Raw genomic sequence first — 22916 nt, forward strand, 5'->3', positions numbered from 1 at the left:
CGGGCTGCCGTTTCCTGCATGCCGACAAAACTAGAAGCATACCGCTACGAGCTGACAAAAAACGCATGACCGCCTAAGCTTCAAATGATGCTTTTCAGGCTAGTCACCCGAATAATCCGCCAAACGAACGTCTGAACATTTTCCAGAAGCCGGCCTTGTCAATCGCCTCCGGCGCATCGATCGGGAACTCCTTCAGCACCTGATCGCCTTGGTATACGACGAGCTTGCCGATCGGCTGTCCCTTCTCGATAGGCGCTTTAAGCGATCCGTTCACGATCAGTTCCGAGCGAATGTCACTCGTCTGCGCGCCCTTCTTCAACAAAACGCTGTATGGATGGCTCGCGACAAGAGACAACTCCTTCTCGGCGCCTTTCTCGATACGCACTTTGCCGATGGAATCGCCCTCTTTGACCAGATTGTGATTCATATATTGCGCGAAGCCGTAATCGAACATTTGCGACACTTCGGCATTTCTTGTTTTTGTGTTCGGTTCGCCCATTACGACGGCAATGATACGCAGATTATCGCGCTTCGCCGTTGCCGACAGGCAATATTTCGCTTCGCTCGTAAAGCCGGTCTTAAGACCGTCGGCTCCGCTATAGAAGCGTACGAGCTTGTTCGTGTTGACGAGCCAAAACGGCTTCTCCGAAGACTTGCGCAAGTAATCTTGATAGAGTCCTGTATACTTCGTCACCTCGGAATGCTTAAGGAGCTCCATCGACATAATCGCAATATCATGCGCGGACGTATAATGATTAGCGACCGGAAGACCGTTCGGATTGGCGAATACCGTATCCTTCATGCCCAGCTGCTGAGCTCTCTCGTTCATCATCGCGACGAATTGCTGCTCAGTTCCGGCGAGCTTCTCCGCCATAGCCACCGAAGCGTCGTTACCGGATGCGAGAGCGATGCCTTTGATCATCTCTTCGACCGACATTTCTTCTCCGGGCTCGAGGAAAATTTGCGATCCGCCCATAGACGCCGCATATTCACTCGTTTGCACTTTATCAGTTAGTTTGATTTTGCCGCTATCCAGCGCCTCCATGATCAGCAACAGCGTCATAATTTTCGTGATGCTGGCCGGAGGAAGCTTGTCGTGACTGTTTTTCTCGAAAATAACAGTGCCGCTCTCGGCGTCCATCATGATCGCCGAGCGTGCGGACGGCGCGAGATCGACCTGAGAAGCTTTCGGTGCGGACTCCGATGCAGCCTGCTTCGCAGGCGCTTGTGCCGCGGGCGCTTGCGCAAACACAGCCCCCGGCAACGCGAGCGAAATGACAATGACGAATATGAGCAATTTACTACCTTTGTTTTTCAACGCTTATTCCTCCTAAGTATTTGACAGCGATTGCGGCCATTTTCGGCTATATTTTCCTCTACATTGTTGACCGAATCTTTGCAAATTATTCCAATATCCAATATCGTTGACCCATTTCTCTTCAATCCGTTGCATAAAAAAAGAGCTGCCTCAAAAAGTCCTCTCGACCTTCTAAGACAGCTCTTCGTTTCATGCTAATTGCAAAGCGTTGTCATTCATGACTTGCGATTCATTTCATTAAGAATAACGCTCGACTCCGGAAGAGGTAACAACCGACAACAATAGCTTCCGTTCTTCGGGCTGCTTGTCGTTAATCGAATAGGCATCTCTGACCCGAGCCGCGACTTCGCTTGCGGTTTCGTTGTTCTCGCGGACATGCAAGACGGCGAGCGTATCCCCGGCATTCACCGGATCGCCGACCTTCAGTCGCAGCGCCAGGCCTACGGCATAATCGATCTCGGCTTCCTTCGTCGCTCTCCCTGCGCCAAGCAGCATCGCCGCAAGCCCAAGCTGCTCGGCTTCGATCGCGCTAACGAAGCCGGAAGCCTCGGCTTTCACCTCGACGCTATGAGGGGCGCTCGGCAGTCGCGAAGGATCGTCGGCTATGCCTTCGTCCCCGCCCTGTGCCGCAACGAACTGCTTGAACTTTGCCAAAGCGGCTCCGTTATGCAACTGGCTGCGAAGCAGCTCCTTAGCGGTATCAACGCTGTCGGCTTTGCCTCCAAGCACGACCATATGGGCGCCTAAAGTCAGGCAGAGCTCGGTTAGATCGGCAGGTCCGCGACCCTTCAACGTCTCGATGGACTCCGCCACTTCGAGCGCATTGCCGATTGCATACCCGAGCGGCTGGTCCATATCGCTAATAATCGCAGCGGTATGACGGCCTACCTCCGTGCCGATCTCCACCATTGCTTGCGCCAGCTGCTCGGAATGCTCGAGCGTCTTCATGAAAGCGCCGCTGCCCGTCTTCACGTCAAGTACGATCGCGTCAGCGCCGGCGGCAATCTTCTTGCTCATAACCGAGCTTGCGATGAGCGGAATCGATTCCACCGTACCCGTCACGTCTCTTAACGCATATAACTTCTTATCGGCTGGAGCCAAATTGCCGCTCTGACCGATAACCGACAATCCGATATCGTTCACCTGCGTCATGAACCGCTCGCGCGACAGCTCCGTCCGGAAGCCTTCAATCGACTCCAGCTTATCGATCGTGCCTCCGGTATGCCCAAGTCCTTTGCCGGACATCTTCGCTACCGGAATGCCAACCGACGCAACGAGAGGCGCAATAATCAATGTCGTCTTATCGCCGACTCCGCCCGTGCTGTGCTTATCTACTTTCACGCCGCTAATCGGACCCAAGTCAACCTGATCGCCCGAATTCGCCATCGCAAGCGTAAGCGCAGCCGTTTCGCCTGCCGTCATCCCTCTAAAGAAAACAGCCATTGCCCAAGCGGACATTTGATAGTCGGGAATATCCCCCCGGCAATAGCCGTCGATCAAATAAGTCAGTTCAGAAGCGGTAAGCTCTCCGCCGTCCCGCTTCTTATGGATAATATCTACTGCGCGCATAATTGCCTCCTCATTCTCTGCGCATTAATTCGCTTTCGAAAGCGCGGCCTGTTCCTTCTGTAACCTAACAATAATTTCGTCCAGCCGCTGGCTGAGCGTAATGACCTCACGGTGCAGGAAGGATTGCCTTAATAGCGCAGTTTCCACCATTTTGCCCCGCAATTGCTCCATTTGTAAGAGTAATTGCCTATTCATATCCATCTCATTCTCACTCCATCATTCAATGTCCATGGACATTATACGACGAACGATTGGACAAACACTGTCATATTTAGTCGATGTAAATGTGACATTTTTGTTACAACCGCTTTGCTATACTGTTACATTTTTTCGATCAAAGCCGTTACGAGTGCCAAAAATTGGTTCTTCACTCGCTCCGTCGTTTCCATAACTTCCGCGTGAGACAGCGGTTGGTCCAGTATTCCGGCTGCCATATTGCTAATGCAGGAAATACCGACCGTTTCGATGCCCGAATGACGAGCTGCGATGACCTCGGCAACAGTCGACATTCCGACAGCATCCGCACCGATGATGCGCAGCATTCGTATTTCTGCAGGCGTCTCGTAAGTCGGTCCGAGCAAGCCGGCGTATACACCCTCGCGCAAAGTTATCCCCTGCGCTGCTGCAATGTCTCGTGCGATAGCTCGCAGACGCTTGCTGTACGCCTCGGACATGTCCGGGAAGCGAACGCCAAGCTCATTGTCATTAGGGCCGATAAGCGGGTTCTTGCCCGTTAGATTCAGATGATCCGAGATCAGCATGAGATTGCCTGGATCGTAAGTCAAGTTCACGCCGCCGGCGGCATTCGTCACGAGCAACGATCGGATGCCCAATGCCTTCATAACGCGAACCGGGAAAGCCGTCAATTCAGGGCCATAGCCCTCGTACATATGGAAGCGGCCGCGCATTAGAAGAACGGTCCTGCCGGACAACGTTCCAATAAGCAGCTCGCCTGCATGTCCTTCAACGGTCGAGATCGGAAAATGAGGGATGTCATGATAGGCAATCGTAACCGGATTTTCCAAATGATCGCCAAGGACACCTAAGCCTGAACCCATAATGAGTCCGATTTCCGGTTTCAGAGCTGTCTTGCTCTGAATAAATGCAGCTGCTTCTTTAATATGTGCCGACGTCAAGCCGTTCATCGTCTGTTCTCCCCATTCTATCGTTTATCGTCTTTTTTATCGTAAATGTACTTCCGCACTAAAGCAAATGCAAGAAGCTTTCGCCATTAGGCGGCGATTTTACGCCGAAGTTGTCGGCGATCGTCGCGCCAAGATCGGAGAAGGTTGTCCTCGTCTCCAGCTTACCCGGACCCGTGAATGACGGGCTATACAGCAGAATGGGCACGTATTCGCGCGTATGGTCCGTACCCGCATGGACGGGATCATTGCCATGGTCTGCCGTTACGATCAGCAGATCGCGTTCGCCTAGCTGCTGTTCAAGATCAGGAACGGCTAGATCGAACTCCTCAAGCGCCTTCCCGTAGCCGATCGGATCGCGACGATGACCGTATAGCGAATCGAAATCAACCAGATTCGTGAACAGCAATCCTTTAAACGGTTTGCCAAGCTGCTCGATCGTCTTCGCGATGCCGTCCGCATTGCTTTTCGTTGGCGACGTGGCCGTAATGCCTTCTCCGTCGAAAATATCGTTGATTTTGCCGATTGCAATCGTATCGTAGCCGCCGTCCTTAAGCATGTTCAATACCGTTGCCTGAGGTGGCTTAACCGCATAGTCATGCCTATTCGGCGTACGCGTGAATGCGCCAGGCTTCCCGACATACGGCCTCGCGATTACTCTGCCAACCGAGTGGCGCTCGTCCATCGTAAGCTCTCTGGCGATTTCGCATGCCTTGTACAGTTCCTCGAGCGGAATTACATCTTCGTGAGCCGCGATTTGAAACACGCTGTCGGCCGAAGTGTAGACGATCCATGCGCCGCTTCTCATCTGCTCCTCGCCCAGCTCGTCTAATATCTCGGTTCCGCTCGCCGGCTTGTTTCCGATTACCTTTCGGCCGGTGCGCTGCTCGAAGCTCTCGATCAGCTCGGGCGGAAAGCCCTCCGGGAACGTCTGGAACGGGACGGAAATTTTCAACCCCATCAACTCCCAGTGCCCTGTCATCGTATCTTTGCCGACGGACACTTCAGCCATCTTGCCGTAATAGGCTGCGGCCGGTTCTTTCGATTCCGTCCACGAGCCGATCGGCGCGATCCGATCCAACCCCCATCTCCGCAAGTTCGGCATACGCAAGTCCGGCGATTGTTCAATAATATGTCCAAGCGTGTGCGCTCCCGAATCGCCGAAATCAGGCGCATCCGGCAGTTCGCCGATGCCCACGCTATCCAATACGATAACTGCAATACGATCGAATTTCATCGATGTTGTCCTCCCGGTTATGTTTTACGCTCTTGGGTGCGCGCTCGTATAAACGTCCTTCATTCGCGTCTTCGATTGCTGGACGTACTTAAGCGTAGTCGATAGATCGGCATGTCCAAGCAGCTCTTGCACGGATCGTACGTCCGCGCCATTGTCGAGCAAATGCGCGGCAACCGAATGGCGGAGCGTATGCGGAGTAATATCGTCCGTTATACCCGCTTCCTTCGCATATTTCTTGATGGTCTTCCAGAAGCCCTGCCTTGTCATTCTCGTTCCCAAATGGTTTAGAAATAAGGCCGGCTCGGATACGTTGTTTCTAGCAAGAGCCCTCCTGCCATCCTCCAAATAAGAATTCAGTGCGTCCGCTGCCATTCGTCCGAAAGGCACGATTCTTTCCTTTCCGCCCGCATCCATGCAACGAGCGGCTTGAAGCTGCATATGTAAGTGCTCGACATTAAGGGCCACAAGTTCGGAAACGCGAATGCCCGTCGCATAGAGAAGCTCCAGCATCGCTTTATCCCGCTTCCCAGCCGGACTCGTAGTCTGAGGAGTATCGAGCAGAGCGCTCGTCGTCGTTACCGACAGGACGTTGGGCGTTTTCTTGTCCTGCTTGGGTGCCTCCAGATAGATGGACGGATTTTGAATAATGACGCCTTCCTTGGTCAAATAATGAAAAAAAGCTTTTAACGATCCGACATGTCTCGTAATCGTTGCCGCCTTCCTTCCCTGCCCCTTCAAGTGGAGGATATAGCGGGCAAAATGATGCTTCTGCAGCTCAGCAAGCTCGTGAATGCCAAGTTCCTCCGCATATGCGGCAAATGCGCGCAAGTCCCTCTCGTAGGACGAGAGCGTATTCGCGGAAAGTCTGCGGTCGTCTTTCATTTGCTCCAAGTACGTATTTAGATGAGCCTTCATTCGGATTCCTTCCCATGATGTTTCTATTAAACGCGCTTCTAACTAAAAGCATTCCACATTCGTCCCGGCAAATCCTGCCTTTCGACATAATTCTGTACAACCTGCACAATGCCTTGCGCTAACCCGCCCTATTCAACTTATTCAACCTATTCGCCATACCAATAGAACCAACGAAGTCTATCCGCCAAGTGCCCGCCCTCGGGCGATTTCGGGTCCGTCACAAACACTTTGAGCGCTTCTCCCCTAGGCTCCCGATAAGGGTGAACAGGCGATATGGCATCGATCAAAAATCGATAGCCGCCCGTTACGACTAACAAAACCACAGTAAATACAACAATGAAAAATAGTTTGCTTACCCATTTTCTTATGGATAATACCATCGCTATCAGCCTCCGCTTCCAATGCTGCACGGTTGTCCGCTCGCTACACCTTATGAGGAGGCTGATGCGATTATTCGTTTATGACTCCAGGTTTTCATACGGAACGCTGTTCAGCCACTTGTCCAGCGGCGTGTACGGCAGCCCGGTAGCAGCCGCAACCGGCTCGTAGGTTACCTTTCCCGCATGGGTATTGACGCCCTTCTGCAGGGGAACGCTTTGGCGAACCGCATCAAGACCTCTATTGGCCAAATCAAGCGCATAAGGGATCGTTGCGTTCGTTAGAGCGAACGTCGACGTGCGCGGCACGGCGCCCGGTATGTTCGCAACCGCATAGTGAATGACGCCATGTTTCATATAGATCGGATCTTTATGCGTCGTCGGACGATCGACAGTCTCGATCGATCCGCCCTGATCGACGGCCACATCGACGATGACCGACCCTTTCCTCATCTTCTGGACCATCTGGTCCGTCACTAATTGCGGCGCCCTGGCGCCGGGAATGAGGACGGCGCCGATAAGCAAATCGGCTTGGCTGACCGTTTCCGCGATATGAAGCGGACTTGACATTAGAGTGCGAAGGCGTCCGCCGAACACATCGTCCAAGTAGCGCATCCGATCCGCGCTCTTTTCCAATATAACGACATTCGCTCCCATGCCGAGCGCAATCTTCGCGGCATTCGTTCCGACGATTCCGCCGCCGATGATGACAACCTCAGCGGGCGGGACACCTGGCACGCCTCCTAACAGTACGCCGCGCCCGCCATTGAACGCCTCCAGAAACTGCGCCCCCACTTGAACAGACATACGTCCCGCAACCTCGCTCATCGGCGTTAATAGCGGCAGACTGCCGTTAGCCAGCTGAATCGTCTCATAAGCGATTGCCGTGACGCCTCGGTCAACCAATGCTTTCGCTAAATCCGCTGCGGCAGCCAAATGCAAGTACGTAAATAATAGCAAGCCTTCGCGGAAATAAGCAAACTCCTCTGCGAGCGGCTCCTTCACCTTCATAATCATATCCGCCTTTGCCCATACTTCCGAAGCAGTCGCCGCTATATCCGCACCCTCGCGCGTATAGTCGCCGTCCTCGAATCCGCTTCCTTCCCCCGCCCCTGCTTCGATCAACACCTCGTGACCAGAAGCCTTCAACATCGTAACGCCTGCCGGCGTCAAGGCTACCCGATATTCGCTTTGCTTTATTTCCTTCGGTACCCCGATTAACATGACTATTCCCTCCCGAAACCGACTTAAACGATCCTATTATGATGTATGTACGGGCAAGCCGACTTGATCGTCCATACGCGATACGTTTTCCAGCAAAGCCTAAAAATATGTGCTCTAGCGGCAGTTACCCATACGGTTACAATATATTTTCCATACACTGAACTAGTTAAAAGCTGACTAGGGAGGCTCTGTGCCATTGTCAAAGCTGGAATCCATGATCCGAAGCTGTGCCGCGAATAAGCCGTCCAAGAAAACAGCCCGGCATCTTATAACTTTGCGCACGAGAAAATCATACAATCGCTGTCTAAAGATGATGAAAGCAAACGGCATTACTCCGTTTAAGGCGGTACCAAGAAGCCTGATGATCGGCTTTCATGTGCTTAAAAGAGCGTCATCGTCCGCAATATCCAGTCATCCGGAAGTAAGGAAAGTCGAGAAGGATCTCAAAATAAAAATTCATGCCGCAGATCCTGATAAAGTACCATATAAAGCTTCCTATCATGCTCCTTACAAACGAAACAAGGCAGTCAAGCGCTCTTTCCCTCTGCTTATGCCGACCGCCAAGTCTGCCTTAATAACGTGGAATATTAACCGTGTGAATGCGCCGCAAGCATGGACCATTTCGAAGGGCAGTCCTATGAAAGTAGCCGTAATCGATACGGGAATAGCCAATCACCCAGACCTTCGCATAGCCGGCGGCGTCAATACGATTAATGGCGGTTCGTATGCAGACGACAACGGTCACGGCACGCACGTAGCCGGCATTATCTCCGCAATCGGAACCGCAGGGCATGTCGTAGGGGTAGCCCCGGAGGCGGAATTATACGCGGTCAAGGCGCTGGATGCGAATGGGGAAGGATATGTCTCCGATATCGTAGAAGGCATTGATTGGTGTATCGGCAAACAGATGAATGTAATCAATATGAGCCTAGGCATAACGGGTTCGGAGAGCAGCGGCGTTCTGCATGACGCCGTACGAAGAGCTGTCAGGAGAGGTATCGTAATCGTGGCTTCAGCGGGCAATTCAGGAGAATCCAGCAAGCAAATCGACGAGCCGGCAGCTTATGAGGAGGTCATTGCGGTTGCCGCTTCAACAAAAGCAAATCAAATTGCAAGCTTCAGCAGCAGAGGCAAAGGCATTGCCATTACTGCTCCGGGGCAGCAGATTTTATCAACTTGGCTAGGCAACTCCTATAAGAAGCTGTCAGGCACAAGCATGTCCTCTCCCCACGTAGCGGGCGGTGCTGCCTTGCTTCTGAGCCGCAAGTCTCTTAGTCCAACTGCCGTCTCCGCTCAGTTGCGCAACAAAGCGATTAAGCTGGACAATTACAGCGCACTTGCGCAAGGCGCCGGACTCATGCAATTGAATCAAATCTTCGATATTCAGACTTCCGCGAAGAGAAAAAAGATAACGGGTTCATAAAAACGCCAAAACGGCTTGCCGTCCAGTTATGCTGGGCAGCCAAGCCGTTTATGATTGATTTGGGTTGTCGTTTTTTGCTTTGCAGCGATGGCACACGCCTTGGAAATCAAGGCGGTGATCAATTACGAAAAATCCGTACTCCGCTTCCAGCCTCTCTTCGAGCGGCAAAAGCCAGTCTTCTTTAATTTCGTCCATTGATCCGCACTGCACGCAAATGAGGTGATGGTGATGATGCTTGCTGCTGTCGGTCCGAAGGTCATATCTGGCAACGCCGTCGCCAAAGTTCAGTTTCTCGACAACATGCATCTCACTCAATAGCTCGAGCGTCCGATATACGGTTGCTAGTCCGATTTCCGGTGCTTTATCCTTAACGAGCATGAATACGTCTTCCGCGCTTAAATGGTCATCTTCGTTCTCGAGCAAAACGCGGACGGTTGCTTCCCGTTGCGGGGTTAATTTGTAGCCCTGGGACTGCAACTGTTGTTTGATCTTCTCAATCCGGGCTTCCATGATTTCCCCCCTACCACATGTCTGCGCCTCTATCAGGAAACTTTCCTTTCATTATAGGGGCTAAGCTGCAGTAAAGTCAAACATTTTGCTGTCGTATGATGGCAGCTTACGACGATAAAAGCGGTGATGCCCACCCGATTATGGTTGGCGAAACATAGGCTTCAAAGAGTGAAGCTCCGGCAAGAACCAGCACCATCAGCAGCGTAGTCGAAGTAAAGCCCGCAAGCTCGGGAGCAAGCGTCCCCTTTTGCTGCAATAGCCTGTTTTTTACGACATAAATGGAGAACGTAAGCGCGGCGACGCTCGTTACGATCATCGCTGGAATCGCGATTATATTTTGCGGCGCAATCGACACGAGGGAAAACAATACACCCTTCCAAGCGTATTGGTTGATAAGCGTGCCGATCGAGAAGCCGACTAGCGCCCCCTTCAAGAAGTTAAGCGCAAGAACGCCCGGTATGCCGACGACGGTAATGCCAAGAAGCCAAAGCAGAAGCATCCATTTGCCATGGAAAACGATCCTCTCCCAGAATGTATATGCTTCATCCACTCCGATTCCCGCTCCCATCAGGCGTACGTATTGATCGACATCCTGTGCCAAGTCCTGCTGCTGCTCGAACGTCAGCGCATTCACCAAAAGCGCCCCGAATATTGCCCCTACGACAAACAGCACCGCTACAAACACGTACAAAGACAAATTGTTTTTCACCATCGCCAAAACATATCACCACCGTACTCAATCTTTTAAAGTAAAGGTGTCCCTAGGGACGTAAGAGATCCAATCTCAAAAGTAGATAGCGAGCGTCTTATTAACAATGGCTTTAGTCACGGCGGGAGTCCGAAGGGTCCAACCCTTGGAGCCCTCCCTTGGATGGGAGGGTTTGATGGGTTCGAAAATCTTTGCGAAATATTAGTTCGATCTATTTTATGTGGAAACTTCCGGAGGTATGACGAGCTCTATATGCGCCCCGTCAATTGGTACAGCTTCCATGCGTAGACGGCGAGGATCGTTTTGGCATCGCTAATGCGCCCTTCGGCTATGTAAGCATCGGCTTGCTCCATCGTGATGGCTTCAACATTCAAATCTTCGTCTTCGTCCGGATTCCGTACACCTTCCTCAACCTGTTCGGCGAAGTATACGTACAATTTCTCGTCCGCAAAGCCCGGAGACGTATAGAAGGCGCTCAGCAGCTTCAGATCCTTAGCTATGTAACCCGTCTCCTCTTCCAGCTCTCTCGCTGCTGCGGTCAACGGCTCTTCGCCTGGATCAAGCTTGCCTGCCGGAATCTCGATTTGGAACTTTTCAAGCGGCTTTCTGAACTGCTCCACAACGAGCAGCTTTCCATCCAGCAGCGCCATAACGGCGGCGGCGCCGGGATGCTTCACGATTTCTCTCGTAGCTGTCCTTCCCTCAGGCAAAGCTACCGTGTCCACTTGCAGCGAAATCATTTTGCCTTGAAAAACGGGCTCCGTGCTGATTGTCTCCTCGCGCCATAGTTCGTTCGATTGCTTCTTATCCGTATTATCCATATGTAAGCAGCTCCTCTACTCGTTTATTCACAAGATGGCATAGGTTGTCCATCCGTCGCATACCTATCATTATATCAAATTACGAGAGGTGCGATATCCATGAAACAGTATGTCGCTTCGAATCAGCTTCGATTAGTCGGGAAGGCTTGGGAAATTCGTCATCAACTGCGCAAGCTCAGTGCTTCCGGAGGGTCACATAACAAGCTGCTGTCAGACTTTACTAGCGGCACTGCCAAACGCCGCCCGTTAACCGGGCTGCGCAGCGTTTCCGAATAAACGGGACGGGCATACAAAGCAAGCCCTCTTGCGGCTTCAGCACGAGCTGACGGCCACAGGAGGGCTTATTCGCGATATTATTTGCCGCTAACGGCCGCTTGCTTTATTATTTCAACGACCAGCTCCGTCACTTTGACGAGATCGTCCGCTTTAATCTGTTCTTTCGTCGTATGAATATGCTCGTAACCAACGGCTAGATTGACGGTAGGCACACCGAGTCCGTTGAAAATATTCGCGTCGCTGCCGCCGCCCGAATGGAAGGTGCGAGGGGTGCGGCCGATGGCTGCGATCGCTTGCTTCGCAAGCTGAACTACAGGATCTTCATCATCGTATTGATACGCCGGATAGATGATTTCGCTCACGAGCTCGCCGCGAGCGCCATATTCTGCGGCTGCGCTCTCCACAGCCTTGCGCATCGCCTCGATTTGCGCATCCAGCTTATGCTGAACAATGCTGCGCGCCTCCGCATCCAGCTTCACGTAATCACAAACAATGTTCGTTGCTCCGCCGCCTTCGAACCTTCCGATGTTCGCCGTCGTCTCGTTGTCGATACGCCCGAGCGGCATTCTTGCAATCGCTTTGGCAGCGACTTGAATCGCGCTGATGCCGTCCTCAGGATTAACGCCCGCATGTGCCGATTTGCCGTACATCTTAATAGTCACCTTCGCTTGCGTAGGCGCCGCTACGGCGATATTGCCAATGGCTCCGTTCGAGTCGAGCGCATAACCGAACTTCGCTTCAAGCTTCGATGCGTCAAGCGCACGCGCGCCAAGCAACCCCGATTCTTCGCCAACCGTTATAACGAATTGAATGGGACCATGCGGAATCGACTTCTCCTTCAGCACGCGAATAGCCTCGAACAAAGCGGCAATTCCCGCTTTGTCGTCGCTTCCGAGTATCGTTGTCCCGTCGCTTCGGATGTAGCCGTCATCGTCCAATTGAGGCTTAATGCCGTTGCCCGGCGTTACTGTATCCATATGACAGGTGAAGAAAATCGGCGGAGCATCCGTTACGCCTTCCGCAGCGGCAAGCTTGGCGAACAAGTTGTTCGCGCCGTGTCCGGTTTTCGCAGCGGCGTCGTCTTCATCGATCGACAAGCCAAGAGCCGAAAACTTCTGCTTCAATACTTTGCTTATCTCCTGCTCGTGTTTTGTCTCGCTATCGACCTGTACCAGCTCCATGAATTCTTTCACTAGGCGATCTTTTGCAATCATTAACGTTTCCTCCAACCATCAAATTCGTATACAATAGAGTTAGGGACAAGCTATACGCGATAACATACAACAATTTATTATAGAAAGGGGCTGCATGCGCATGGGCAACCGAAAAGTCATCCGTATCGTCGCCATTATCCTCGTATCCGCCATGCTTTTGTCAACGTTAGTTGCCGGACTCGGCTCTCTGTTGTACTAATTCCGGCAAGTCGAATTGAAATTGCTTCGCGAAGAATGGCAGCAATTGTGCAGCCGCTTCCTCCACCGGCAAGTCGCGTCCCGTGAGATCGTTGAACGACGTTACGCCATACTCGCCGATGCCGCAGGGAACGATGCCGCTGAACCCTTCGAAGGCGATGCCTTCCTTAATATTAAGCGCGAAGCCGTGACTCGTAACGAAGCCGCGCCGATTGCGCGCTTTGTTAAACTTCACTCCTATGGCGGCGATCTTCTCGTCGCCAACCCATACTCCCGTATATTCCGGTTTTCTGCCTGCTTCTATACCATGCCCGCCAAGCCAATCGATAATAACCTGCTCCAAGCTCCGCAAATACGCATGCAGATCAAGTCCCACCGCATCAAGATAGAGCAGCGGATAACCAACGAGCTGTCCTGGGCCGTGATAAGTAATATCCCCGCCGCGGTCAATCTCGAATAAGGAAATTCCGCGTTCCTTGAGCTCGGTTTCATTCAGGAGCAAATGCTCCGGATTGCGGTCCGACCCGATCGTGTAAGTCGGCGGATGCTGAAGAAGGAGCAGCGTCTCTGGACGCTCCTCCCGGTCGATTTGTTTGACGTATGCTTTCTGCAGATCCCACGCTTCCGCGTAGTCCAGCATTGGTATATAGTGGGCTTCCAACCTTCCTGAGCGTTCTTCCTTGTCCGCAGCAGCCATGTTGGCGTTTCCCCTTTTCTAATACAATTTGCTATCCGTTGTGAAGCTTTCTAGGTTCTCCTTCACCCGCTGCAGGAAACGTCCGCAGATGACGCCGTCCAGTATGCGGTGATCGAGCGACAAGCATAGATTAGCCATGGACCGAACCGCGATCATATCATTGATGACGACTGGACGCTTCACGATCGATTCGAAGGTTAAGATTGCAGCCTGCGGATAATTGATAATCGGATAAGACAAGATCGAGCCAAAGGAACCCGTATTGTTAACCGTGAACGTACCGCCATGCATATCCGACAGCGTCAGCTTCCCTTCGCGCGTCTTGCGGGCGAGCTCTTCGATTTCCTTAGCCAGACCTGCGACGTTTTTGTGATCGGCGTTCTTGATAACCGGCGTCATGACCGAATCCTCGGTACCGACCGCAAGCGAGATGTTAATATCGCGCTTCACGATGATTTTGTCCACGGCCCAAACCGAGTTCATAATCGGGAAGTCTTTGATCGCGTTAACGACCGCCTTAAGCAAGAAAGCAAGGTAAGTCAGGTTCACGCCTTCGCGCTTCATGAACTCGTCCTTCAGCTTGTTGCGGAGTAGCACGAGATTCGTAACATCGACCTCGATCATCGTCCAAGCATGAGGAATTTCGCTTACGCTTTGACGCATATTCCGTGCGATCGTGCTGCGAATAGGCGTTACGTCGATGAACGTCTCGCCTCGGCTTGGCGCATTCGAGCCTTCCACTTCAATCTTAGGCAATCTTGGCGACTCGGACAGATGAATGCCTGACGATCGAACCTGAGCTTTCGGATCCATGCTTGCGGAAGAGACTTGGGTTGCTTGACTAGCGCCGCTGCTCTTGCCCGCTGCACCCGATGCAACGAATGCAAGCACATCCTTGCGCGTAATTCGACCGCCAAGCCCCGTGCCCGGCACTTCGGACAGACGGAGGTTATGCTCAGTCGCTAACTGCTGGACGGCTGGGGAGAATCTCCCTCTCATCGGAGCATCGGCGTCGGAAATAGCCGTTCCTGCCGAAGTCGACAATGCGGCACCGACATGAGCAGTCGCCGAAGTCGTATTCGCAGTACCGCCAGATGCAACGGTACCTGTATCTGCAGCTTCCCCCTCGACTTCCATGATGGCGATCGGTGTACCAACAGGTACGGTCTCGCCGTTTCCGACTAATATTTTCATAAGCGTGCCCGATACCGTAGAAGGTAGCTCGGCATTTACTTTATCCGTCAAAATCTCGCAGATCGGCTCATAAATATCTACCCAATCGCCAGGCTGCTTCAACCATTTGTCGATTGTGGCCGATACGAGTGATTCCGCAAGCTGCGGCACGACGATTTCGATCATCGTTTTCAATCTTCTCATCCCCTAACTGACAAGCACTTGCGTGCCGTGCAATTAATACAACGCCAAGTTACGCATAGCTTCTTTCACTTTATCCTTATTGAGCATGAAGAACTTCTCGCCAGGCGGATTGATCGGCATGGCCGGCACATCGGGTCCGCATAAACGCATGATCGGCGCATCCAGCTCGAATAACAGCTCTTCCGAAATAATAGCCGACACTTCGGCCCCTACGCCGCCCGTCTTATTGTCTTCATGGACGATCAATACTTTGCCCGTCTTGCGAACCGCCTCCAATACCGCTTCCTTGTCAAGCGGCTGGATCGTTCTAAGATCGAGAATATGCGTGCTAATGCCCTCGCCCTCCAGCTCGGCAGCTGCCTGTTCGATGAAATGCAGAGGCAAGCTATAGCTAATAACCGTAATATCGTCGCCCTCGCGCAACACGTTGGCTTCACCGATCGGCACGATGTAGTCCGTATCCGGCACTTCGCCCGTTACTAGCTTATAGCACTTCTTATGCTCGAAGAAAAGGACCGGATCCGGGTCGCGTACAGCGGCCTTGAGCAAGCCTTTCGCATCGTAGGCCCGGTAAGGCGCTACAATCTTGAGGCCCGGCGTGCCGAAAAATACGGATTCCGGACATTGCGAATGGTACAATCCGCCGAAGATGCCTCCACCGATTGGAGCGCGTATAACAAGCGGGCAGCTCCAGTCGTTGTTCGAACGATACCGGATTTTGGCGGCTTCGCTTATGATTTGGTTGGTAGCGGGGAACATGAAGTCCGAATATTGCATCTCCGCGATCGGCTTCATGCCGTACATAGCCGCACCGATAGCGACGCCGGCAATGGCTGATTCCGCAAGCGGCGTATCCAGTGCCCTCATCTCGCCGAACTGCTCCATTAGCCCTTTCGTCGTCGTGAAGACGCCGCCCTTCAAGCCAACATCCTCGCCTAATACGAATACGTCCTCGTCGCGCTCCATTTCCTCTTTCATCGCGAGTCTGATTGCATCGATATATTCAATAACAGCCATTACTGAATTCCTCCTTGCTCTGCATCGCCGGCATACACATGGAGCAGCGTCGATTCAGGAGTCGGGAATGGCGCTTTATCGCCGTAAGCCGTCGCTTCGTCAAGCAACTTGCGTATTCGAAGCTGCAACTCTTCGTCCAGCTCCTCCGACCAAATGCCGTTATCGATCAAATATTGCTTAAATTTCGGTATGCCGTCCTTCGCACGGTTCGTGTCGACCTCTTCCTTCGTCCGGTAAGCCAGATCGTTATCCGACGTCGAATGCGGCGAGAGACGGTACATTAATGCTTCTATTAGAGTCGGTCCATCGCCCGCAACGGCGCGTTCGCGAGCTTCCTTCACGACACGGAACACCTCAAGCGCATCATTGCCATCCACTTGAAGGCCCTGGAAGCCATAACCAATGGCACGATCCGCGACCTTGCCGGCAAGCTGTTTATGAAGGGGAACGGATATCGCATATTGGTTGTTCTCGCACATGAAAATGACAGGTAGCTTGTGTACGCCCGCGAAGTTGCAGCCTTCATGGAAGTCTCCTTGATTGCTCGATCCTTCTCCGAACGTGACGAAGCTGACAAGCGACTTCTTCTTCATCTTTGCCGCAAGCGCGATGCCTACCGCATGAGGAACTTGCGTCGTAACCGGACTGGAGCCCGTAACGATGCGCAGCTTCTTCGAACCAAAATGTCCCGGCATCTGGCGACCGCCGCTGTTCGGATCCTCCGCCTTTGCGAACACCGACAACAGCAGCTCCTTCAGCGTCATACCAACAGCTAAAACGAAGCCATAATCACGGTAATACGGTAAGTAATAATCGTTCTCGCGGTCCAACGCAAACGCAGCGGCGACCTGTGCAACCTCTTGGCCGATACCCGAAACGTGGAAATTGATTTTTCCTGCACGCTGCAGCAGCAGCATACGTTCATCGAACTTGCGCGCAGTCAGCATCGTTGTGTACATTTCAATTGCTTGCTCATTGCTGAGCCCTAACTCCAAATGACGTGCATTTTGCCCTGTAGAAGCGAATTGGGTCATGAGGGTATTCCTCCCTTTACCAACTATTAAAACCTGGTCCTAAGACTTGATATTATTTATTATAACCGCATTCCCGTCAAAAAGAAAACCGTTATTGCCAGCGCTTCTCTTCCGAGTCGCTCGATCAGTAAGCAATGGCCCGTCCTTCTACTGCCAGCATCGCTTCTCCAAGCGCTTCGGCTAACGTCGGATGCGGATGGATCATCTGCCCTACCTCCCATGGGGTCGCGTTCAGCAAACCAGCTAAGGCTGCTTCGGATATGAGATCCGTCGCATGAGGTCCGATCATATGAACGCCAAGAATATCGTTCGTCCTCCCGTCGGCGATGACCTTTACGAAGCCTTCCGCTTCACCCAGCACCAGCGCTTTGCCGATCGCTTGGAATGGTATTTTGCCCGTTTTGATCTCGTGCCCAAGCTTCCGGGCCGAATCCTCCGTCAAGCCGTACGATGCGATCTCAGGGCGCGAATAGATGCACCGCGGAATCAAATGATGATCGATCGCATCAGGCTTGCCTCCATTGATATGTTCCGCCGCGATTAACCCTTCGTGCGCTGCCGCGTGAGCAAGCTGCACGCCGCCTATAACGTCGCCGATTGCGTAAATATGCGGCTCGCTTGTTTGACCGAACGAATTCACCGCAATGGCTCCGTTTTTCGTCTGAATGTCCGTATTCTCAAGACCGATGCCTTCTACATTCGGTTGTCTGCCAACCGAGATGAGCAGCTTCTCTGCGGTAAGCATGACGTTTCCATCCTCGGTAGCCGCCGTAATGGATACCTCGCCATCCTTCCGTTCATAAGTGTTCGCATTCAATTGTATGCCTGTAAGCACACGCACGCCGCGTCGGCGCAATGTCCGCGTCAACTCCGCGGATACCTCTACATCCTCGCCAGGCACCAGACGCGCGCCGGCTTCGACAAGCGTAACTTGTACGCCGAAGTCTTGCAGCATCGACGCCCATTCAACGCCTATTACGCCTCCGCCGATAATAATCATTGATTTAGGCAGCTTGTCCAGTACAAGTGCTTCGTCGCTAGTTAGTATGTATTCCCCGTCCGGCTCTAATCCCGGCAAATTCCGCGGCCTTGAGCCAGTTGCGATAATTAGATTCGTTGAAATTACCGATTCCATCTCGCCATTCGGAAGCTCGACTGCAAGCGATCCGCTACGAGGCGAAAATATCGATGGGCCTATAACGCGCCCTTTCCCCTCAACGATTTGAATGCCGTTTTTCTTCATAAGACCGCGCAGCCCTTTGTGCAGCTGCTCGACCGTCTGCTCCTTGCGAAGCTGGACCTTGCCGAAGTTAAGACCGACCGCATCTTCGGCTACCTCTATGCCGTATTTGCCGGCTTCTAAGAGCGTAGCATAAACCTCCGCGCTGCGGAGCAGCGACTTGCTTGGAATACAGCCTTTGTGCAGGCATGTTCCTCCGAGCTTATCCATCTCTACAATCGCTACCCTTTTGCCTAATTGAGCCGCACGAATCGCAGCCGTATAGCCTCCGGGTCCGCCGCCTAATACGGCTACATCCACTTCAATCGCCATTCTATTCCCTCCATTGCTCCTGCAAAAAAATATATGCGTCCTGCCGTGAAATTCGCTGTCGTCTTTCTGTATCTCTTACAACGCGATCAACCACTTCTATTGTACCTGTTTTCCGCGCCGTTTACATCGTCCAATTAGGAATTAGACAGCATCCTGCGAAAAAGGTATGATAGAAGCGACTGTCTATTATGACCTTCAAGGAGATTCTACGCAATGAAATTATTCATTTCCCGCCTTATCGCAGTTATTTTGCTAGTCGTACCTGGTTTGCTAGCCTGCTTCGGATTTCTTCGCATGAAGAACGAAGTGTTCGATTATTTTTCCCAATTCGGCAACGATGCCATCACGCCAGACTTCCATTGGCTTTCGTTTCTGCTTGGCCTAATCATGTTCGCGATCGGCGTCGGCTTCATCGGCGGCTGGATCTTTTTCCGCGACCGTAAGCGCAACTACGTCGCTCCCCGCTTCAAGCCGAAGCGACCGCGACCGCCAAAACCATCGACTAACAAGTAAATATGCCCGGCAAGGACAAGCAGCAGGCTCCAGGAAGATTTATGACTCCTGATGCCTGCTGTTTTTGTCTGCTGCGTCAGCTTGAAATGGTCTTGATTTTACACTCTTCTAATGAATTCGCACAAAACTTACAATTCCGGTCATCTTTTTTTATCTTTTTATAATAGTTGAGCTCTACACTAGACACATATCAAACTTATGAGGTGACCCAAATGATGAAAATTGTATTTGACGTAGCTGTAGACGGCAAAGTTAAAGAAACGATCCAGCCTACAAACCTGCGTCTCAAAGAGATCCACAGCTTTATTCAAGAACAGTCAGCGAGCCTGATACTGAAATACGGCAAAAATGTTTATTTGAACCGAAGAGTAATTTACAACTGATCGAGGAGCTTATCTGTAACAACTTCCCCTTTGGCTCCACTTCCTTGGCCGCAAATACACACTCCCCTCACGCGCAAACTCCTAATCGATTGGCTTATAAAAGCGAAAAAGAAGACATGTACTGGACAATGACGAGAGCTGCCCCATAAGGGACACGACGTATATTATCTAGATCGTACAGTGTCTTCTTTTTTGTAGCAGCTTCAATTAAAAAACACGACGCTATCCGTACCATATTCATCGAGCTAAAAACGCATAGTTATTGGGTGCTTTATACAAACTAATAAACAAAAGGAGTGGATAATTTGACAAATGTCTTTGAAGCAGTTAAGGATGTAATGAAAACATTAATTGATGATGAACCCAAACCACCCTTACATATAGGGGAAGCGATGACTTGTTGGACATATTTAACTATGCTTGAAGAAGAAGTAGCCAATGTCCAAATTGGATTAAATACAACAACCGATACAGAACTTTTGGATGCGCTGCATGCATCGATGGAATTAGCAAAAGCGCAATCAAAAGAACTAAGAGATTTCATGCTTCAAGAGGGCGTCACTCTCCCGCCAGTTTCGGAATTGAAACCAAAATCCGAACCCGGTACAGTACCTATGGGCGTAAAATTAACAGATGACGAAATTGCTAATGCGCTTTCAATTAAACTTGTCGCTAACTATATGATGTGTGCAACCGGTGCGGTACAATCTGTTCGGAATGACATCGGATTGATGTTTGTGAAATTTCAAGCAGAGAAGCTAAAGTTTGGTGCTTCATTAAAAACGTTAATGCGCAGGCGCGGATGGATTAAAATACCACCCTACTACGTTCCTAACGGGTTACCCGCACAATGATGAGTCCCATTATTCTTTTTTGACTAGCCAAATAAAAAACCGAGACAAAAGTGCGCTCGGTTTTCTTGCTATTATTTGGAGACTGCTTTAGCTTACTTTATGCTCGATCCGCAGCTTATCCGCAACCATCGCGATGAACTCGCTGTTAGTTGGTTTAGACTTCGAGATATTGATGGTGTAGCCGAAAAGATGGCTGATGCTGTCAATGTTTCCGCGTGTCCAAGCGACTTCAATCGCATGGCGGATCGCGCGTTCGACGCGGGATGGCGTCGTTTTGAACTTCTCAGCAATGGCCGGGTAAAGCGTTTTCGTAATCGCACCAAGAATTTCGATGTTGTTGTAAACCATCGTAATCGCTTCGCGTAAATATTGATAACCTTTAATATGCGCCGGAACGCCAATCTCATGTATGATGCTCGTAATATTCGCATCGAGATTTTTACCCTTTGCAATCGGAACGACATTTGATTTGATCATCGTCGTCGAGCTCGTCGAATAGCTGCCGTTCGATGTGAACGTTGGGTTTCCAACAAGCTGACGAATTCGGTTAGCAAGCACATCCATATCGAATGGCTTCAAAATATAATAAGATGCACCAAGCTGAACAGCCTTTTGAGTAATGTTTTCTTGTCCGAACGCCGTCAGCATTATTATTTTTGGCATTGGGGACAGATTCATTTCTTTTAAGCGCTCCAATACGCCCAGACCGTCCAAATGCGGCATAATAATATCAAGTATGAGAACGTCAGGAATTTTTCTCGTTTCTTCCAGATGTCTCAATACTTCTTCTCCGTTGTACGCGACTCCGCTCACACTCATATCACTTTGTTCGGATATGTATTCCGATAACAGGTTAGTAAATTCTCGGTTGTCGTCTGCCAACAATATTTCGATCTTATGCAAGGTCTGGTCCTCCCTTAATTGATATTCATGGTTACCTTCCCAAGTTGTCTGCTTTAAAGTTTTCGACATTTAGAGTTGAATTCCTTCTGTCGAAAATTATTTTTCTTTATTTTTTATCCTTATTTCGTTATAATAAATAATTTATTACAATCGTCGAGTATTTTCGAATTCGTTCGACAAATAACGGTATTTTCTGAAAGAAAGAAGGTCTGCCCTCATCATAAGATGAACAGCAGACCTTTCATCCATTATTAAGCAGCTTCGCCAAGCCAGCTTGTGTCCTTTGAACGTAACAACACTCCCGCATCCTGAAGCATCCACTCAATAAAACAGCCATAACCTGATGAAGGATCATTTACGAATACATGGGTAACCGCACCAACCAGCTTGCCGTTCTGAATAATCGGACTTCCTGACATGCCTTGAACAATGCCACCTGTCTTATTCAAAAGCCGTTTATCCGTAATCTTGATGACCATGCCTTTGGTTGCCGGGCCGGATTGCTTGGATACATGCGTGATTTCGATATTGAAGCGTTCCACCTTCTGGCCGTTTAGAACAGTTAATATTTGTGCTGGCCCTTCGTTGACATCTTCGGCAAACGCTACAGGCACCGATTTTTCGCTGTAGCTATGTGTAGGCGTTTCACTCATTTTGCCGAAAATGCCAAATGGCGTATTTCGCTCAATGCTGCCTAATATTTTGCCTTCCTTAACAAAATGCGCAAGCTTTGACCCAGGCTCGCCGTTCTGGCTTTTGTTAATGGATGTTACACTCGATTGAAGGATTTGACCTTCACCCACTTCAATCGGCGTTTGAGTGTCCATGTCGGTAATCACATGCCCGAGGGCTCCGTATACGCCCTGATCGGGAGCATAGAACGTTAACGTACCTACACCTGCCGCTGAGTCGCGTATATACAAGCCCAGACGCCATACCTTATCCTCGGCATCATAAGCCGGCCTCAAGGACGTTTGATTCAATTGGCCTCCACGCTTGTAGACAACGGTAAGCGGCTTGTGGTCCTTGCCTGACCGTTCCGTTAACTCGGCAACCTTGTGTACCTCATTGATCGGTGCTCCATTGATCTTAACAATTAAATCGCCAAGCCGCAGCCCCGCTGCTTCGCCAGGGGATTGCTTCATCCCGTCGTTGCCTTCAACCTGATGATGTCCGACAACGAGAATGCCTGCCGACTTCACCTTAACGCCAATCGTTTGGCCGCCTGGTATAACGCGCAAATCCGGCACAACGTTGACTTTTACAGTTTTAAACGGGATTTTACCAAATAATTTCATTTTCACTTGCGTCTGGCCGCTTTGATGCGGCTGAAGCGACAAAGGTTCATTGAGATTGACTGACAAGGACTTGCTTGTTGATCCGTTAATCTGGAGCATCTGAGGGTCGACGGTTACTTCTGCATGTACCGGAACTCCATATTGCAATCGTTTCATCTGGCCCGCGAACATCCGAAGCTCATTCGGAACGGCGGCATAACGCTGAAACGGGGCAGAGAGCCCAACCATGCAAACGAAGAAAACGAGAAGTAAGCCAAACCATCGCTTCCGTTGATTGGAGTTCAATGATTTCACGCTCCCTGTAATTCCATCGCATGACGAAAAGGTAAGTCGCCAATGGCGTACCTTTAAGTTA

Annotated in this window: 24 protein-coding genes and 1 pseudogene; 6 read left to right on the forward strand and 19 right to left on the reverse strand. The window is 51.0% G+C overall.

Translation table 11 applies throughout. The features are described 5' to 3' along the window. Positions 1–103 precede the first annotated feature (103 nt). The 8 genes from J2T14_RS01985 to ald form a co-directional block, all read right to left on the reverse strand. Entirely contained in the window at positions 104–1264 is a 1161-nt protein-coding gene (locus tag J2T14_RS01985) for a D-alanyl-D-alanine carboxypeptidase family protein (RefSeq protein WP_373458101.1), read from the reverse strand. A gap of 291 nt (positions 1265–1555) precedes the next feature. Beyond that, on the reverse strand, positions 1556–2887 hold the full coding sequence (locus J2T14_RS01990) for a pyrimidine-nucleoside phosphorylase (protein WP_307467248.1): 1332 nt from the start codon (positions 2885–2887) through the stop codon (positions 1556–1558). Positions 2888–2911: 24 nt separating this feature from the next. Further along, on the reverse strand, positions 2912–3088 hold the full coding sequence (locus tag J2T14_RS01995; RefSeq protein ID WP_307467251.1) for an aspartyl-phosphate phosphatase Spo0E family protein: 177 nt from the start codon (positions 3086–3088) through the stop codon (positions 2912–2914). 119 nt (positions 3089–3207) lie between these two features. Beyond that, on the reverse strand, positions 3208–4032 hold the full coding sequence (locus tag J2T14_RS02000) for a purine-nucleoside phosphorylase (protein WP_307467254.1): 825 nt from the start codon (positions 4030–4032) through the stop codon (positions 3208–3210). Positions 4033–4090: 58 nt separating this feature from the next. Continuing rightward, the gene (gene deoB, locus J2T14_RS02005; protein WP_307467255.1) at positions 4091–5266 is read right to left on the reverse strand and encodes a phosphopentomutase; all 1176 of its coding nucleotides are present in this window, start codon (positions 5264–5266) and stop codon (positions 4091–4093) included. A 24-nt stretch (positions 5267–5290) separates the two neighbouring features. Further along, positions 5291–6181 (reverse strand): site-specific tyrosine recombinase XerD, encoded by an 891-nt coding sequence (gene xerD, locus J2T14_RS02010; protein ID WP_307467256.1) that lies wholly within the window; start codon positions 6179–6181, stop codon positions 5291–5293. A 146-nt stretch (positions 6182–6327) separates the two neighbouring features. Then, positions 6328–6561, reverse strand: coding sequence for a DUF4227 family protein (locus J2T14_RS02015; RefSeq protein ID WP_307467259.1), 234 nt, complete (start codon positions 6559–6561; stop codon positions 6328–6330). 78 nt (positions 6562–6639) lie between these two features. Continuing rightward, on the reverse strand, positions 6640–7782 hold the full coding sequence (gene ald / locus J2T14_RS02020) for an alanine dehydrogenase (RefSeq protein ID WP_307467262.1): 1143 nt from the start codon (positions 7780–7782) through the stop codon (positions 6640–6642). A gap of 196 nt (positions 7783–7978) precedes the next feature. Here ald and J2T14_RS02025 point away from each other — a divergent pair, with 196 nt between their 5' ends. Continuing rightward, the gene (locus tag J2T14_RS02025; RefSeq protein WP_307467264.1) at positions 7979–9205 is read left to right on the forward strand and encodes a S8 family peptidase; all 1227 of its coding nucleotides are present in this window, start codon (positions 7979–7981) and stop codon (positions 9203–9205) included. A 48-nt stretch (positions 9206–9253) separates the two neighbouring features. Here J2T14_RS02025 and fur read toward each other — a convergent pair whose 3' ends face one another. From fur to J2T14_RS02040, 3 genes are all read right to left on the reverse strand, one after another. Beyond that, the gene (fur, locus tag J2T14_RS02030) at positions 9254–9715 is read right to left on the reverse strand and encodes a ferric iron uptake transcriptional regulator (protein WP_307201743.1); all 462 of its coding nucleotides are present in this window, start codon (positions 9713–9715) and stop codon (positions 9254–9256) included. A 106-nt stretch (positions 9716–9821) separates the two neighbouring features. After that, positions 9822–10427 (reverse strand): stage II sporulation protein M, encoded by a 606-nt coding sequence (gene spoIIM, locus J2T14_RS02035; protein ID WP_307468569.1) that lies wholly within the window; start codon positions 10425–10427, stop codon positions 9822–9824. Positions 10428–10672: 245 nt separating this feature from the next. Continuing rightward, on the reverse strand, positions 10673–11245 hold the full coding sequence (locus J2T14_RS02040; protein ID WP_307467268.1) for an NUDIX hydrolase: 573 nt from the start codon (positions 11243–11245) through the stop codon (positions 10673–10675). 99 nt (positions 11246–11344) lie between these two features. Here J2T14_RS02040 and mciZ point away from each other — a divergent pair. After that, positions 11345–11425, forward strand: a pseudogene (mciZ, locus tag J2T14_RS02045) (Z-ring formation inhibitor MciZ); the annotation flags it as partial. Positions 11426–11598: 173 nt separating this feature from the next. On the opposite strand, the gene J2T14_RS02050 reads toward mciZ, so the two are convergent. Next, a complete protein-coding gene (locus J2T14_RS02050; protein ID WP_307201749.1) occupies positions 11599–12735 on the reverse strand; it encodes a M20/M25/M40 family metallo-hydrolase in 1137 nt (378 codons plus the stop codon). Positions 12736–12835: 100 nt separating this feature from the next. Between J2T14_RS02050 and prli42 the strand changes: the two genes are divergently transcribed. Beyond that, complete coding sequence (gene prli42, locus J2T14_RS02055) at positions 12836–12934, forward strand: stressosome-associated protein Prli42 (protein WP_307201751.1); 99 nt, start codon at positions 12836–12838, stop codon at positions 12932–12934. Here prli42 and lipB read toward each other — a convergent pair. From lipB to lpdA, 5 genes are all read right to left on the reverse strand, one after another. After that, a complete protein-coding gene (gene lipB / locus J2T14_RS02060) occupies positions 12902–13630 on the reverse strand; it encodes a lipoyl(octanoyl) transferase LipB (protein ID WP_307201753.1) in 729 nt (242 codons plus the stop codon). The genes prli42 and lipB overlap by 33 nt on opposite strands. 18 nt (positions 13631–13648) lie before the next feature. After that, positions 13649–15007 carry a dihydrolipoamide acetyltransferase family protein gene (locus tag J2T14_RS02065; protein WP_307201755.1) on the reverse strand — a complete coding sequence of 453 codons (1359 nt, stop codon included), beginning with the start codon at positions 15005–15007 and terminating at the stop codon, positions 13649–13651. A 33-nt stretch (positions 15008–15040) separates the two neighbouring features. Next, complete coding sequence (locus J2T14_RS02070; RefSeq protein WP_307201757.1) at positions 15041–16024, reverse strand: alpha-ketoacid dehydrogenase subunit beta; 984 nt, start codon at positions 16022–16024, stop codon at positions 15041–15043. Further along, positions 16024–17058, reverse strand: coding sequence for a thiamine pyrophosphate-dependent dehydrogenase E1 component subunit alpha (locus tag J2T14_RS02075; RefSeq protein WP_307201759.1), 1035 nt, complete (start codon positions 17056–17058; stop codon positions 16024–16026). The genes J2T14_RS02070 and J2T14_RS02075 overlap by 1 nt, the downstream gene beginning before the upstream one ends. A gap of 124 nt (positions 17059–17182) precedes the next feature. Beyond that, a complete protein-coding gene (gene lpdA, locus J2T14_RS02080) occupies positions 17183–18610 on the reverse strand; it encodes a dihydrolipoyl dehydrogenase (RefSeq protein ID WP_307467272.1) in 1428 nt (475 codons plus the stop codon). 213 nt (positions 18611–18823) lie between these two features. Between lpdA and J2T14_RS02085 the strand changes: the two genes are divergently transcribed. The 3 genes from J2T14_RS02085 (at position 18824) to J2T14_RS02095 (ending at position 20360) form a co-directional block, all read left to right on the forward strand. Next, positions 18824–19123, forward strand: a complete 300-nt coding sequence (locus tag J2T14_RS02085) for a DUF2627 domain-containing protein (protein ID WP_307201763.1) — start codon at positions 18824–18826, stop codon at positions 19121–19123. Positions 19124–19335: 212 nt separating this feature from the next. Next, positions 19336–19506 (forward strand): mechanosensitive ion channel protein MscL, encoded by a 171-nt coding sequence (locus tag J2T14_RS02090; RefSeq protein WP_307467274.1) that lies wholly within the window; start codon positions 19336–19338, stop codon positions 19504–19506. A 305-nt stretch (positions 19507–19811) separates the two neighbouring features. Beyond that, positions 19812–20360, forward strand: coding sequence for a DUF3231 family protein (locus J2T14_RS02095; protein WP_373458090.1), 549 nt, complete (start codon positions 19812–19814; stop codon positions 20358–20360). Between the two features lie 87 nt (positions 20361–20447). Here the strand turns inward: J2T14_RS02095 and spo0A are convergent, their stop codons facing one another. Together spo0A and spoIVB are read right to left on the reverse strand one after the other, a co-directional pair. Beyond that, a complete protein-coding gene (gene spo0A / locus J2T14_RS02100) occupies positions 20448–21263 on the reverse strand; it encodes a sporulation transcription factor Spo0A (RefSeq protein WP_307201768.1) in 816 nt (271 codons plus the stop codon). Between the two features lie 251 nt (positions 21264–21514). Then, complete coding sequence (gene spoIVB / locus J2T14_RS02105) at positions 21515–22846, reverse strand: SpoIVB peptidase (RefSeq protein WP_307201771.1); 1332 nt, start codon at positions 22844–22846, stop codon at positions 21515–21517. Positions 22847–22916: the final 70 nt, after the last annotated feature.

Origin of the sequence: Paenibacillus harenae, from assembly GCF_030812415.1 — a bacterium.
Lineage (GTDB): Bacteria > Bacillota > Bacilli > Paenibacillales > Paenibacillaceae > Pristimantibacillus > Pristimantibacillus harenae_A.

Bases quoted from the DNA above. Each gene is read 5' to 3' on its own strand.
- lipB (WP_307201753.1), bottom strand. From the start codon at position 13,630: ATGGCTGCTGCGGACAAGGAAGAACGCTCAGGAAGGTTGGAAGCCCAC.
- fur (WP_307201743.1), bottom strand. From the start codon at position 9,715: ATGGAAGCCCGGATTGAGAAGATCAAACAACAGTTGCAGTCCCAGGGC.
- J2T14_RS02000 (WP_307467254.1), bottom strand. From the start codon at position 4,032: ATGAACGGCTTGACGTCGGCACATATTAAAGAAGCAGCTGCATTTATT.
- prli42 (WP_307201751.1), top strand. From the start codon at position 12,836: ATGGGCAACCGAAAAGTCATCCGTATCGTCGCCATTATCCTCGTATCC.
- J2T14_RS02070 (WP_307201757.1), bottom strand. From the start codon at position 16,024: ATGGCTGTTATTGAATATATCGATGCAATCAGACTCGCGATGAAAGAG.
- J2T14_RS02040 (WP_307467268.1), bottom strand. From the start codon at position 11,245: ATGGATAATACGGATAAGAAGCAATCGAACGAACTATGGCGCGAGGAG.
- J2T14_RS02050 (WP_307201749.1), bottom strand. From the start codon at position 12,735: ATGATTGCAAAAGATCGCCTAGTGAAAGAATTCATGGAGCTGGTACAG.
- J2T14_RS02075 (WP_307201759.1), bottom strand. From the start codon at position 17,058: ATGACCCAATTCGCTTCTACAGGGCAAAATGCACGTCATTTGGAGTTA.
- J2T14_RS02090 (WP_307467274.1), top strand. From the start codon at position 19,336: ATGATGAAAATTGTATTTGACGTAGCTGTAGACGGCAAAGTTAAAGAA.
- J2T14_RS01990 (WP_307467248.1), bottom strand. From the start codon at position 2,887: ATGCGCGCAGTAGATATTATCCATAAGAAGCGGGACGGCGGAGAGCTT.
- J2T14_RS02065 (WP_307201755.1), bottom strand. From the start codon at position 15,007: ATGAGAAGATTGAAAACGATGATCGAAATCGTCGTGCCGCAGCTTGCG.
- ald (WP_307467262.1), bottom strand. From the start codon at position 7,782: ATGTTAATCGGGGTACCGAAGGAAATAAAGCAAAGCGAATATCGGGTA.
- lpdA (WP_307467272.1), bottom strand. From the start codon at position 18,610: ATGGCGATTGAAGTGGATGTAGCCGTATTAGGCGGCGGACCCGGAGGC.
- J2T14_RS02085 (WP_307201763.1), top strand. From the start codon at position 18,824: ATGAAATTATTCATTTCCCGCCTTATCGCAGTTATTTTGCTAGTCGTA.
- spoIIM (WP_307468569.1), bottom strand. From the start codon at position 10,427: ATGGTGAAAAACAATTTGTCTTTGTACGTGTTTGTAGCGGTGCTGTTT.
- xerD (WP_307467256.1), bottom strand. From the start codon at position 6,181: ATGAAGGCTCATCTAAATACGTACTTGGAGCAAATGAAAGACGACCGC.
- J2T14_RS01995 (WP_307467251.1), bottom strand. From the start codon at position 3,088: ATGGATATGAATAGGCAATTACTCTTACAAATGGAGCAATTGCGGGGC.
- J2T14_RS02015 (WP_307467259.1), bottom strand. From the start codon at position 6,561: ATGGTATTATCCATAAGAAAATGGGTAAGCAAACTATTTTTCATTGTT.
- deoB (WP_307467255.1), bottom strand. From the start codon at position 5,266: ATGAAATTCGATCGTATTGCAGTTATCGTATTGGATAGCGTGGGCATC.